The organism is Mangrovivirga halotolerans, from assembly GCF_026241165.1.
Lineage (GTDB): Bacteria > Bacteroidota > Bacteroidia > Cytophagales > Cyclobacteriaceae > Mangrovivirga > Mangrovivirga halotolerans.
The window spans coordinates 274,145-288,868 of the sequence record NZ_JAPFQN010000001.1 but is presented as its reverse complement, the minus strand read 5'-3'; the positions used below and the strand labels follow the sequence as shown (position 1 = coordinate 288,868).

Annotated in this window: 6 protein-coding genes; 2 read left to right on the top strand and 4 right to left on the bottom strand. The window is 34.0% G+C overall.

Annotated elements, in window-relative coordinates; genetic code table 11:
- Nucleotides 1-25 precede the first annotated feature (25 nt).
- From OO013_RS01125 to OO013_RS01115, 3 genes are all read right to left on the bottom strand, one after another.
- Nucleotides 26-3,505 carry an AAA family ATPase gene (locus OO013_RS01125; RefSeq protein WP_266054677.1) on the bottom strand — a complete coding sequence of 1,160 codons (3,480 nt, stop codon included), beginning with the start codon at nt 3,503-3,505 and terminating at the stop codon, nt 26-28.
- Between the two features lie 3 nt (nt 3,506-3,508).
- Complete coding sequence (sbcD, locus tag OO013_RS01120) at nt 3,509-4,729, bottom strand: exonuclease subunit SbcD (RefSeq protein WP_266054676.1); 1,221 nt, start codon at nt 4,727-4,729, stop codon at nt 3,509-3,511.
- 130 nt (nt 4,730-4,859) lie between these two features.
- Complete coding sequence (locus OO013_RS01115; RefSeq protein ID WP_266054675.1) at nt 4,860-6,794, bottom strand: GAF and PAS domain-containing protein; 1,935 nt, start codon at nt 6,792-6,794, stop codon at nt 4,860-4,862.
- 214 nt (nt 6,795-7,008) lie between these two features.
- On the opposite strand from OO013_RS01115, the gene OO013_RS01110 reads away from it, so the two are divergent.
- Complete coding sequence (locus tag OO013_RS01110) at nt 7,009-10,308, top strand: UvrD-helicase domain-containing protein (protein WP_266054674.1); 3,300 nt, start codon at nt 7,009-7,011, stop codon at nt 10,306-10,308.
- Nucleotides 10,305-13,100, top strand: coding sequence for a PD-(D/E)XK nuclease family protein (locus tag OO013_RS01105; RefSeq protein WP_266054673.1), 2,796 nt, complete (start codon nt 10,305-10,307; stop codon nt 13,098-13,100). Before OO013_RS01110 ends, OO013_RS01105 begins: the two co-directional genes overlap by 4 nt.
- Before the next feature lie 7 nt (nt 13,101-13,107).
- Here the strand turns inward: OO013_RS01105 and OO013_RS01100 are convergent, their stop codons facing one another.
- Nucleotides 13,108-14,538: a phytoene desaturase family protein gene (locus tag OO013_RS01100; RefSeq protein WP_266054672.1), complete on the bottom strand. Its 1,431-nt coding sequence runs from the start codon at nt 14,536-14,538 to the stop codon at nt 13,108-13,110.
- Nucleotides 14,539-14,724: the final 186 nt, after the last annotated feature.

Sequence of the window (14,724 nt, the reverse complement as noted above, 5' to 3'; positions counted from 1 at the left end):
AAATCTATTTTGGATAATTTTAATATTAAAATAAAATGCGGCTATGGCCGTTATTATTTTTTACCACTTTAATTTGAGTATTAATTCTATCTCTAAGTAAAGGAACGTGAGATATTAATCCGATCATTTTTCCAGTCTGTGCTTGTAATGTTTCAAGTGTAGATATGACTATATCAAGAGTTTGTTCGTCTAATGTGCCAAATCCTTCATCTATGAAAAGGGTATTTAAACTAATATTTTTAGAATTCATATCGGCAAGGCTCAATGCTAATGCCAAAGATAAAATAAATGATTCACCTCCGGATAAACTATGAACTGAGCGTCGCAAGTCACCCTGCCAACGATCTATTATGTACAGATCGTTAACGTCCTCAGTTTCCTCTTCGAATCTAGCGAATAAGTATCTGTCTGTTAATTTGGATAATCTGTAATTAGCGAATTCAAGTAAGTGATAAAGAATCATATCCTGTGCATATCTTACAAATTTATCACCATCAGCAGATCCAATCAGATCATTCAGGAGCTTCCATTGATTGACCTTTGCTCTCAGTTCTTTGATTTTAGATAATGAGCTTTCTAATTTTTTCCTTTGAGCATTATCGTTTTCGAGCTTTTGCTGAATAGCTCCTTCTTTTTTAGAGCTTTCATTAATTTGTTCTTCTAATTCGCCTAACTCACTATGTAATTTTGAAATCTCCTCCTCTGTAAGTTTAAAATCAATATTTTCCTGTATTTCTTTTTTAAGTTGATTTAGTCTTTCAATCTTATTTTCCTTTTTAGTGAATAGCTTTGTCTTTAATTCACTGATTTGGTCAAATTCTTCCTCTGTGATTATGTACTTTGATAATTCCTCTAAGCTATCAATGAAAGCCGGAAGTTGTTTGTTTATATCCTCTCTTAAATTTAAAGCTGATTCCTCAAGGGATTTTCGATTTTCTAAATACTTTTTAGATTGTTCAAGTATCGAATCATGCTTATTTGAATTAGCGATAATATTTTTCTCAATTGATATTATTTCTTTTTTCTGATTTTCAATTGCATGGGTAAATCTTGATTCTATCTCTTCAGGATCTTCTCCATTGAGAAGTTGTTTTATTTGGTCATTATAATCCTCAATCTTTTCCTGGAATTGACCTTTTTCTTCTAATAAATAGCTTTTATTTTGCTCACTTCTTTTGAGCTCTTTCCTTAGTGATTCTTCACGTGCATTTAATAAATTAAGCTCCTCTTTAATTTTTTTGAATTTCTCTGATTGAGCTCTGTATTCTTTAATTTTGTTTATGGAAGAAGAAATGTCATCCTTTACAGGAACATATTTTTCGATTATTTCAGTGTTTTTTTGTTTTGTAGAATATAAGCTCTGTAAATGATCCAGAACAGGATATCCTTTTTCAATAGAGGATAGCCTGTTTGCCATTTCAACATTAGACTCTAATGAGTTTATCCAGGTATCTAAGTCCTGAGAAGGAATGTGGATACCATGCTTTGTTAATTTATCTTCTATTTGAGAAATTTTAATATTTCTATCTCTGAGTTCATCTTTATTAACATTAATATTTTCGTCTTTAGATTTGATATCAGATTCAAATTCTGTTTTTGAAAGCAATAATTTTTCTCTTTTAAGTCTCTTATGCTCAAGTTCTTTTTTGTCGTTATCTATCTGGTTAAGTAATTCTTTGAATATTTCTTCTTCTTTTGATGCTTTTAATGGGGACGGATGGTCTTTACTTCCACATAAAGGACATGGTTTATCTTTTACCAATTCGGTTGAATAGGCTGCCAGGCCAATTTTCTTTTTAGCATTATCTATCTGTCCTTCAATTGTTTTGATTTTGGAATCTAAAAGTGAAATGGAACCTTCTTCTTCTGATAAGCTATTTTTAACTGCAATTAGTTTTTGATTTAAAGATTCAGTTTCATTTTCTTCAGCATTAATCTTGCTTTCAATTATTTGCTTTTCATTAATTAGGGATTTGTAATTCTGACCCAGGTCTTTAATTTTTACTTGATATTCAGGATCTGAATTTTGGTTAAGATGATTTTGAATTTCCTTAATCTTATGATCCATTTTAGCCTGGGTATCCTGAAGATAAAAAATCACCTCCTTTGTGTCAGAAACATCGCTAATTCCATTTTTGATTTTAGGGTATTTATTGAATACCTCCGAAATATTTTTATCTGTTTCTAAGACCAATTGAATACTTCTTTCTATATCAGAAATATTTTCAGCTCCAGCCTGATATTCTTTTAATTGAGAAAGATTGTTGTCTAACAGGGCAAGCTCTTTGTTCAAAGCAAGTTGCTGATCAAGAAATTCATTGGTTTGATCTTCGGCTAATTTTAATTCCTTAGTGGCTAATTCCAGGCTTTTATTATTCCTGGAATACTCTGTTTTTAGAATCTTTAAATCTCCTGACAGTTCTTTTGCTTTATTTATTTTAGGCTGAATGTTGAGATGTTCTTCTTTGACTTTTTGAAGTTCGTTATTCTTTTTCTCCAGCTCACTTTTTAAACTAATACTTTTTTCATTCAGCTGCTTTTCTTTTTGCTGTAGGTCAGATATTGTTTCAGTATAATCTGCAATCTTTGATTTTAAATTATTGTAATCAGAATATTTACTTTTAAGAGGTATTATCTCTTTATAGCGTCCAATTTTTTCAAAGGAATTTTGATTTTTAGTTATTTCATCAGAAATTTTTGAAACCTCGTTCTCAGTATTAACATATTCTTTTTTTAATTGAGAATACTTTTCTGCAGAAGAGATTTTTTTATTTAGTTCCTTTTCTCTTTGTTTAAGATTTGTTTTAGAGGCATTTAAATCCTTTAATTCAGATTTGAGTTCATTAATGTCTTCATCAGATAATAATTGAATACTTTCTTTGCTACTTTCTTCAATAGCAAGTTTGGTTTCTGCTTCTTTAGAAAGTTCATATACTTTGCGACTTATGTCCCTGAAAGAGGTAAGACCTGTTATTTTTTCAAGAAGTACAGATCTTTCATCCCGGTTAGCTTTTAAAAGTTTGGCAAAATCACCCTGGGATAACATGATCGCTTTGATGAATTGATCGTAAGAAAGACCAATGAATTTTTCATTTGCTGCAGGAACTTCACTTTTTTTAAGATCGATTATTTTGTTTTCGGTTAAATCTGTGAGTTCCATCTCATAATCTTTGAGATTACCCGTCTTAGTGTGAGCTATTTTCCAGCTTGAACGGTATAATTTGCCTCCAGCTTCGTATTCTACTTCGGCAAGTGATTCCTGTTCCCCCCTTGTTATTAGTAATCCTTTTTGCTGAATAACATTTTTAGTGATCTGTTTATCAATTCGAGGGACCTTATTATACAATGCAAGCGTAATTGAATCTAAAATAGTTGTTTTACCTGCACCTGTTGGTCCTGTAATCAGAAACAATCCAGAAGCTGATAAATCTGAATTCTCAAAATTCACGCAATGCTCTCCTTTAAATGAATTGATGTTTTGTAATCTGATCTTTAATATTTTCATATTTTATTCAGCTCTTTCCTGATTTGATAATTCCTCTGCTTTTTTAAAAAGATCTTTGATTATTAATACTTGTTCTTCCTCTACATTTTCACTTTTGATCAAAGAATTGAAAATTATTTCAGGGGTAAAATCATCAAGGTCAGGTATATCTTCTTTTTTTAATTCCTTTTTACCAGTTATGTTCGTTCTGTATTTAACGAGTTTAATAAACTTGAGCTCTTCGGAAATTTTACTCATCTGGTAAGGGATATCTAGATCTGAATTTTCCTGGGTGATAATCGCCTCAATGAGATAGTTATTATTTTCCTCTTTATCCAGAGACCTTAATTCAGAGAGCACGTTGTGTAAAGAATTATTTACAGTAATTAATTTCCGATAGGTTGATATAGTGATTTTTTCTGGTTGTTCAAAAACACCTTTATTATTCAGAGAGGTTACTAAGACACTGTGCTCATAATTTTTTTCAGTAAAACTCAGGGGTAATGGTGATCCACAATACCACATGTTAGCATGTCCCTGAAGTTTTTGTTGTCTATGAATATGGCCAAGAGCAATATATCCAAATCGCTCAGGGAACGAAGAAGAATGAACTCCAGCCAGATTTCCTACTTGTATATCTCTCACCGCATCTGATTTTTCTTCTACCCCAGCTACGAATAAATGACCTGTTGCCAACACCGGAATATCATCTCCATATTTTTGTGTCACATGATCGGCTAATTCAGAGTAATGAGTGATAATGCCTTGCCTTACCTCTTCTGTTCTGTCGTGATAACTTCTTCCTTCGTTTACTTGTAAAAGATCTTTATCTCTTAGAAATGGCACCGCTGCAATAAGGAATTTTAGATTTCCTTCATGGTCATTTATTTCTATCAACTGATCGTCAGCTGATTCGGACAGAGTACCAATTATATCTACGTTTAAAAGTTTAAGGATCTCTTTAGGGGCTTCTAAAGATTGAATTCCGTCATGATTCCCGGCAGTTATAATAATATTTTTGCAACAGGTATTTTTTAATTTTAATAAGAAGCTATAGTATAGTTTTTCAGCACTTCTTGGAGGATTACTGAAGTCAAAAATATCTCCTGAAACTATGAGTACTTCAATTGATTTATTTACAATTATGTTATAAAGCTCTTCAAAAAACAGCTTATGGTCTTCTTCAAAGTCCGTTTCATGTAGCTTTTTTCCCAGGTGCCAGTCTCCTGTATGAAGTATCTTCATCTCGATCTAATTGTTTATCTTAAAGATGACATCAAATTTTGACAATATATGTCAAATCGTATAGTATGATTTTATAAAAATAAAAAAAGCGGACTAAAAGCCCGCCTTGTTATCTATTAAGTATTTTTCATTATTTAAAATTTTTCATCTGTCTTTCAAATGCCTGTTCGGCATACTTATGATCTTCAATCACATATCTGGCCCCAATATATTTAACTGGTTTTCCTTTAGTGTCTAATTCGGGAGAAATAATGGCATCCACCCAATAAACAGATCCGTCTTTAGCTCTGTTTTTAATGATACCCCTGAATGTTTCACCTTTTTGAATCGTATCCCATAACTTTTTAAATAATTTAGAGGGGACATCGGGATGCCTGAATATTTTATGTGGACTTCCGATCAATTCTTCCCTGCTGTATTTACTTACCTCAACTAATTTATCGTTTGCATAAGTAATAGTGCCATAAGGATCGGATTCTGAAAGAATAGTGGAAACATCGAGTACATTCTGTCTGACCTGGAGATCTTGTTTTAGGTCTTCAGTTTTTTTCATATATCGTTCCATCTCATCTTTCTGAGATTCGAGTTCCTCAAGGTGCTGTTGCATTATCTCTTCTTGTTCCCTGAGCCTGTTGTTTTGTTCTTCAATCTCAACTGCTTTACGATCCATTTCTTCCTGGGTTGTCTGAAGTTCCTCCATGTTTTGCCTCATGGCTTCTTCCTGTAGTCGCAGCTGATCGTTCTGTTCTTCAACTTCTTTTGCTTTTCTAGCCATTTCCTCTTGAGTGGCCTGGAGTTCTTCCATGTTTTGTTGCAGTTCTTCTGCCTGGCTACGCATTTCTTCTTCCTGTTGCTTGGATAGTTCAAGAAGATATTTTGTCTGGAAGTTAATCTTGCTTAGGCTAAATGAAGAAGCTAAACTTTCACCCAAATCTGCGAGATAGTCCATCTTATAATCTTCTAATTCGTAGAAGGATGCCACCTCAATAATTGCTTCAACTTTATCATTATTTATTAGCGGATATATGACAAGAAATCCTGGCGTTGAATCACCTAATCCGCTAGTAATATTTATATAGTTTGAAGGAATATCTTTTAATATAATTGGTTCTGCCTCTAAGTAGGCCTGACCTACAAGTCCTTCGCCTATTGATATTCTTTTCTCAACGAATTTTTTTCTATCAAAAGCGTAAGCTCCATGCAGTTCAAGATATTTTTCGGAGGTTTCATCATCTTCTTCTAACAAAAATATCGATCCTTGGTTAGCCCCTAAATAAGTTACAATCTCACTAATTACAGATTCAGCAAGCTTTTTAGGGTCATCATGATTTCTTATAAGATTGTTTATCCTTCCTAATCCTTCAATTACCCAGGCCCGATTTTTTTCTTGTTGCTGAACTTTTTGAGCTTCTTCAAGTTGTTCGGTTAATTTTTGCTGTGATTCTTCAAGTTCCTGATTATGTTTTTCAATATCTTCTCTAAGCAAATTATTATTTAATTCTGTTAATGATTGACTTCGATTGGTGCCAAACATACCCAGGTAAATAACTACTCCTCCTAAGAAGAATCCCGAATAAGTTAAAACAGGGTCATTTCCTAATTCGATGGTATTTTGTGTAACAGAAATTAGATCTGAGAAAAAAGGAACTGTATAAGAAAGAATTAAGGATAGAGTTGCGAATGAAACTGTAAATTTATTTTTAAAATCAAATAAACCAAAGGGTAGTACAGAATAACCCATCAATATTAATATCTGACCATAATTAATATCGTTAAGCCCGGCGTTTATGGAGATATTCCATAAATACAGAGAGATAAATGAGCCTAAAACTGTGACAATTTTTCCAATTTGCTGCTGATATTGGCTAGTAAGTATTAAACTCGCAACAGACATGAATATCATTATGCATGGATATAAAATTATCGATTCATATTTTATCGCTAATGATAGATTTATCAATCCAAGGATGAAAATATTAAATAGGTTAACAATGTTTCCTAGATATGTTCTTCGATTTTCATCAAATGAATAATTTTCGTTTAAGCCAAACTTGAATGGATTCATGTTTAATTTTTTATACTTTAAAGGATATCAAAGTTATCCAAGATGAGTCTCTTTTTTGTAGTGAAGTGAGATTTGGGGTGATAACGTAGCTGTTTGGGGTAATTTGTGTTGTAAGGAAAATGTCAATTATTTTGACTTTTTAAAAGTGAATTGGCTAGAAATGACATTTTCTGTCAAATTATTCTTCTAATTTTAAGAATTAGTATGTCATAATATGGATAAATTTTTAACTATTTATAAAGCTTCTGCCGGGTCAGGAAAGACTTTTACACTAACTTTTAATTACCTCAAGTTGCTTTTAAGAAGTTCTGATCCCTTCCAGTATCGCCGAATACTTGCAATCACTTTTACTAATAAGGCTACTCAGGAAATGAAAAGTAGGATTGTCAAGTCCTTGCATGAGCTAGCCAGCGGAAAAGATACTGTTTTCAGAACCATGCTGGCTGAACAATTACAATTGAGTAATGAAGAGATTACTAAAAGATCTAAAAGATCACTTTCAAATATTCTTCATGACTACAGTCATTTTTCAGTTTCTACCATCGATGCCTTTGTGCAAAGAGTGATCAGAAGTTTTAGCAGAGAATTAGGGCATAAGGGTAACTATGGAATCGAACTCGATGTAAACCGGGTGATGGATACACTGGTAAGAAGACAGATAAGCAAAACAGGTAAAGATAAATTCCTTACTTCCTGGATCAATGATTTGATTAAAGATAGAATAGCAGATTCTAAAAGCATACGAATTACCAGTATGCTCAGGGAGTTAGGGCAGGAATTGTTTTCTGAACAATATGTACTGCTTACCCAGGATATTCCAGATAAAATTAATGAAGATACATTTTCGGAAGTAAAAGAAAAGCTTATAGCGATTGTAGAGCTATTTGAAAATGAGTTGCATAAGATTGGTGAATCAGCGGAAGTGAAATGTATCAATAACGGTTTTGAACTTGTAGATTTTAGTTATGGTAAGGCGGGAGGAGCTTATTTTTTAAAGAAAATTCAATTACCGGTAAATTTCCCGGATGATTATGAAATTAAAAAAAGACCACTGGATGCAATCGAAAACTATGAAATTCTCCTTAAGAAAACTGATTTGAGTAATGAAATTAAGGTTTCTCTTGCCAGGGATATTATTTCTCCTGCATTAAATGAGGCTATTGGTTATATTAGGAATAATTACTCGATTTATGTAACGGCTAAACTTATCCTTAAATCCCTTCATGCTTTTGGTTTGATCAACCGGCTTGAAGAAGCACTTTCTGATTATCGTGAGGAAGAGGAGGTAATGATGATTTCGGATGCCTCACAATTACTTAATGAGATAGTAACTAAAACCCATGCGCCGTTTATTTATGAAAAGATAGGTACTCAATATGATCATTTTTTAATCGATGAATTTCAGGATACATCCACCTTGCAATGGCAAAATCTTGAGCCATTAATATCTGATAGTATTGCTTCAGGGAGGGAAAACCTACTCGTTGGTGATGTAAAGCAATCAATTTATCGCTTTCGGGGTGGTAACTGGAAGCTTATGCATTCACATCTGTACAAGGTTTTCGGAGATATGGCAAAGACAGTTACACTGGGAAATAACTTCAGAAGTAAAAAAGAGATCATAGACTACAATAATGCTTTATTCCCGGCATTAAGTGACCTGTTAGCTAATAATCTATATGCGCAGGTTAGCGAATACACATCTTCTGAGGATATCCTGAATGAAGTAAGATCAATAAATAGTATTTACCAGGACGTTACTCAAAAATGGTCAGAGAAATCTGAAAAGGAAGGCGGATATGTTCAATTCAGGTTCTTTGAAGGGGATAAGGATGCATACGGCAATCAGAAATCTGAGGAGGATGAGTTAAAATTTGAGGAAAAAGTTCTTGAAAATCTTCCTTCACTTTTAGAAAAGGTCCAGGACCAGGGATATGATCTGTCTGAAATGGCATTTCTGGTCAGAACTAAGTCCCAGGGAACTAAAATTGCTGATTACCTCAGAAGTTTTGCGAATTCCGAAAAAGCTAAAGCTGAATATTCCTACAGAGCAGCATCATCAGAAGCTTTTAAGTTAGCCGAAAGCGCCTCTCTAAATCTATTCTTTTACCTTATGAAATGGCTTCTTTATGAGAAAGATACTTTTTCTCTTTACAAGGCTGTTTATAACTGGAAGGAAAGATTGAATGATGAAGAAACCGGGCTCATTTATGAAAAGGTAACAAGGGAAAATCTGACAAAAGATCTAATTGATAAACTTCCTGATGAATTTATCCAGGGATATGGATCCTGGTACCATAAGGATCTTTATTCTGTTTACCAGAACTTTAAAAAGATTTTTAAGATCGAGAATTATCCTGGTGAATTTGCGTATCTCTCAGCTTTTGAAGATGAATTATTGAATTTTATTCAACGAAGATATAGCCTTTCAGGTCTGGGAGCATTACAGGCTATTTGTGAATGGTGGGACGATAAAGGCGGTGATGTCAAAATTGATAGTTCAGGTTCAACTGGAGCTGCAAATATTCTAACGGTTCATAAATCTAAAGGTCTGGAATTTAAAGTGGTAGTAATGCCATTTATGAAAGGAGAGTTTCATAATAGTTCTGGATTCATTAAAAATTATCTATGGCTGGCAGGCAAACCAGAGATGCCGGAAGAATTGCCATATTATCCTTTAGAAATCACCTCGCGAATGAAGGAATCTTTATACGCAGAAAATTATGCTCTTGAAGATACTTTGTCTTTTATAGATACTTATAATATGATCTATGTTGCGATGACAAGAGCTGAAGATGCAATGATTATTTTTAGTGAGCATTCTAATCCAAAGAATGGGCAAATCAAGAAAATTGAGCAACTTTTTACTGCGTTTTTTGAAGATAATTCTGATAGCCTGCCGGGAAAATACGATTCTGAACTGATGATTTATGAACAAGGTGAATGGGCGGAAGTTAAAAAAGATTTTAGAAAAAGTAAATCGACGACTCTTAAACCACTACCTGTTTCTGAATGGAATAACAAACTTAATATCAGGCAAAGCAGAGACTTGATTTTTGAAAAGAATGAGGAAAAGCTGGAAAAGATTAACCTGGGTATAACTGCTCATAATTTTTTAGCCAGACTCCAGAATTTAGATGACTTGGATAAACAATTACTCGAATTTAGCAGAGAGACTGGAGTAAATAATGATCAGAAACAGAGGATAAAGGAAATGGTAGAAAATGCACTTTCTGATATACAGGTTAGATCATGGTTTGAATCAGGTAAAAAAGTTATTTCAGAGAGAGCTCTGTTACTTCCGGATGGAACACAGGTAAGACCTGATAAATTACTTTTTGATGACGAAAGAAATGAAGTAGAAATTATCGATTTTAAAACGGGTGAGGAGAAAAAGAAAGATGAGAATCAGGTTAAAGAGTATGCCCGTTTCTTAAATCAGGCCGGATACACTGTTAGTAAAGTCGCTTTATGCTACATAGGTGAAAGTGTTAAAATTAAAGAAGTGAAATGATTACATTTTTAGAGTCAACGGCAAGGGAATTAATAGATTTGACAAATAACGATTTTCGCGATGTTACAATTGTTTTTCCTGGTAAAAGAGCGGGAATATTTTTTCAGCGGGCATTGGGTAAATTGAATGACAAACCAATTATTGCTCCTCAGATATATAGTATCGAAGAGTTTTTTAATTCATTTACTAACAGATCAGTAATAAGTCCTTTACAGGCATTGATTTATTTGCACAAATCCTGGGTGAATAAAATCGGAGAGGAGTCCTTTGATGACTTTTTTTACTGGGGTGAGCTTTTACTCAAAGATTTTGAAGATATAGATAAATATCTGGTGCCAGTAAATGATTTATTTAAAAGTGTTGAATATCAAAAAGAGGTAGAATCTGGCCTGAATTACCTGGATGAAGAACAGGTAAAGATCCTTCGAAAATTCTGGAAGTCTTTTGAAGGACGCGATGAAGCTTACCTTGAAAAGTTCAGAGAACTATGGGAAAAGCTTCCATCTGTGTATATGGATTTTAAAAATAAAGTCCGGGATAAAGATCTTTCCACAATCGGGTTAATTCAAAGAGAAGTTGGAGAGAAAGTAATTAATGGAGAATTCACTTCTGACCTTGACAATGTTTACTTTGTTGGGTTTAACGCCTTAACTACTGCTGAAGAGAAGTTAATTAGTTGGTTTAGAAGCAACAAAAAATGCAAGTTATTCTGGGACACCGATGCTTTTCTCTTAAATGATAAAAAGCAGGAAGGAGGACGTTTTCATCGCGAATATTTTGATAGTCAGATTCTCGGGCAGGACTTTCCAAAAGATCTGCCAAATGAAATTCTTGATCCTGCAAAAAAAATTATAGTTACCGAATTACCAGGATCTCATTCCCAGCTAACTCAAATGTCTGTTGATATTGGTAATACTCTTTTTGAAAAAGGCTATCAAAGAGAAAATACAGCTGTCATCTTACCTGATGAATCACTATTATTTCCTGCACTATACCAATTACCTGATTCTGTTGATAAGATAAACGTAACAATGGGAGTGGGGGTAAATCAATCGGATATTTATGGCTTATATGAAGATGTCATTTCTCTTTACCGGGAGAATTCACCAGGTAGTGAAGGATATTTTTACAGGGCTATTCTTTCTATCATTGGTCATGCTTTATGGAAGCATTCGGAAGAGGCAACTGAATTTTCAAAACAAATCCTCAATGAAGGAAAGTTGTATTACCAGATAAATGAAATACCCGAAAATATTCCTTATTTGAGGTCAGTACTCGAATTAAAAAATGAACCTAAAGCGTTAAATGACCTTTTTATAGAAATATCCAATGCCTGGATTCAAAATAAAAATATTGAGGATCATGAGAAAGAAATGGCATTTAGAATGCGTAATGCACTGACAATTTTAGAGCCTGAGTTTGAAAAAAGCCTGAAATCTATCAATATCACAGTTTATTCACGGTTATTAAGAAAACTCGTAAAAAGTGAAAAGGCATCATTTGAAGGAGAACCAGTTGAAGGACTGCAAATCATGGGTATGCTGGAAACTAGAGGGCTAGATTTCGAAGCTATATTTATTCCAAGTATGAATGAAGAAATTTTCCCTTCTGCACCAAACCTTCATTCGTTTATTCCTTATAATTTGAGAAGAGCATTTAACATGCCGACCTTCGAACATCTTCATGCTATCTATGCATATTATTTTTACAGATTGCTCAAAAAGGCAAAGGAGGTTTATTTATATGCTAATAAATCTACCATTGGAAGTATCCCTGCAGAAATAAGCAGGTTTATCAGGCAAATGGATCTCGAAACTGATCTTAATATAGATTTTCGTCAAATTGACCTTGCTTCAGATGTTTATCCATCCAGAGAAGGAGAGTTGAATAAAAGCTCAGGAATTCAGGAAATGTTATATCGTTTTACTGAAGAAAGCGGGTCTGATGAAAAGTATGCATTGTCCCCATCAGCAATTAAGGAATACCTTGTTAATCCTGAATTGTTTTACACTCGATATGTCCTGAAAGTACAGGATGAAAATCTGAAAAAAGAAGACATCGCACCAAATATTCATGGACTTTTATTTCATCGGGTAGCGGAACTTATATATGAAGATTTTACAGGTAAAGATGTAACAGCAGAAATAATTGATAATATACTTAATGATCAGGAATTTATTGAGAAAACTTTAGATCAGGCATTTGAAGAACAATTTACCGGGATAAAAGATTACAAAGGGGAACATTTGATATTCAGAAATGCCATCAGGGATCACTTGCGTAAACTGTTGACAAATGATAAGGATTATGCCCCATTTACAATTATCGGACTGGAAGAAAATGTCAGAACCACAGTTCCTGTCGAAGTAAAGGGTACTACTTATCATGTACGCATAAAAGGGAATATAGACCGAATCGATCTAAAAGATGGCGTCTATAGAATTTTAGATTATAAAACAGGAAAGGATCAACCTGACTTTGAATCAATAGATGCTTTATTTGATAAAGATAAAGAGGGAAAGTTTGGAGCAGCTCTGCAGGTTTTAATTTATGGGTGGTTATTTTCCCGATCCAACAATGTTGATCAGGAAATGCTAAGAGCTGGGGTGATTAAGGTAAATGAACTATTTAAAAATGAGGATCCTTTAATAAAAATGGGCAAGGGTAGAGGTAAGTCAGTTTTTTCATTTCTGGCTCCTGACATGGATTATTTTGAAGATCAGATAGTAAAACTGATATCTGAAATGCTTAATCCGGATATCCCATTTCACGAACCGACGGTTGAAAGATGAAAATAGATTACTTAAAAAGCTTTTCAAAAACAGTTTGAGCTGCATTATGACCACACATACCATGTACACCTCCACCGGGCGGGGTAGAAGAAGAGCAAATAAAGATATTTGAACTTGGTGTTGTATACGGGTTTAATCTGGCAACAGGCCTTGTAAAAAGCTGAGTTACATCGGTTGCCCCTCCTGAAATGACACCTCCTATGTAATTAGGATTATATTCCTGGTACATTTTAGGTGAAAAATGGCTTTTTGCCAGGATCACATCTTTAAATCCCGGAGCAAATCGTTCAATTTGATTTTCAATGATTTCAGACATGTCTTTATCAGAACCGAATGGAACATGACAATATGCCCAGCATGTGTGCTGACCTTCCGGACTTCTGGTATCGTCAAATTCACTCTGTTGAGCTAATAAAACATATGGCTTTTCAGAATGTTCCCCCTTCCAGACTTGTTTTTCAGCGAATGCTATTTCATCAAGGGTTCCACCCAAATGAGCAGTAGATGCCTTTAGACATCTCGGGTCTTTCCATGGGATTGATTCTTTAAGAGCATAATCAATTTTAAATACAGCTGGGCCGTAATTGAAATTGTTTAGTTTATTTTTATAGGAAGCAGGCAGTTCCTTGTCAGCAATTTTTGAAAGTTGTAAAGGATCAGTATCAAACAGATATGACTTAGCCTTGGGCAGATCTTTTAGGTTTTCTACTTTCGTTTCATATATAATTTCACCACCATTTTGCTTATAATAGTTTAATAGTGCATTGGCAATAGACTTTGAGCCTCCTTTTGCTACAGGCCAATTGGCCTTATGACCACTGATCAAAAATATTAATCCCAAAGCTGTAGTGAAAAACTTATCAAACGGCAGGGTGCTATGTGCAGCACATCCGGCAAACAATGCTTTGGCCCGGTGGCTTTTGAAAGTCTTATTCGCAAAAGTTTTCGCAGGAAATATCGCCTTAGTGCCAAAATTAAGCATGGTTAAGAGATTTTTCGGTATTCCCGGCCGGTTGAAACTATCCTCAAATATTTGTTCCGCATTTTCAACCAGAGGGGTAATAAGTTTTATATACCGATTGGCATCACCATTTAAATTATCTGCAGTTTCCTGAATTGATTTACTTAATATTACGGCAGGTTCATTATCCAGTGGATGTGCTACAGATGCCTCAGGAAAAATCCATTCAAGTCCGTAATCTTCTAATTTTAGTTTTTTGAAATAAGGAGATAAGTACCCTGTGGGATGAACAGCAGAACACACATCATGATGGAAACCTGGTAGCGTTAATTCATCGGTACGAGTACCACCACCAGGCTTATTGGAAGCTTCGACAATTAATACTTTCAAGCCTTTTTCAGCAAGGTAGATTCCAGCACTTATTCCATTAGGTCCGGCCCCAATTATAATAGCATCATATTCGTACTTTTCTGCCATTGATTATCCTTGTAGATTCTGAAAAGTTATTAATTCAAATAATAAGTTATAGAATATATAATTAATGATACTAAAATGAAAATGAAATTATTATCTAAAATCGATTTTCCTCACTTTCTATTTAACCTGTTTTATTAAAGGAATGATTTATTCAAAATTGTATTTTGATAGAGATGAAACAAAAAA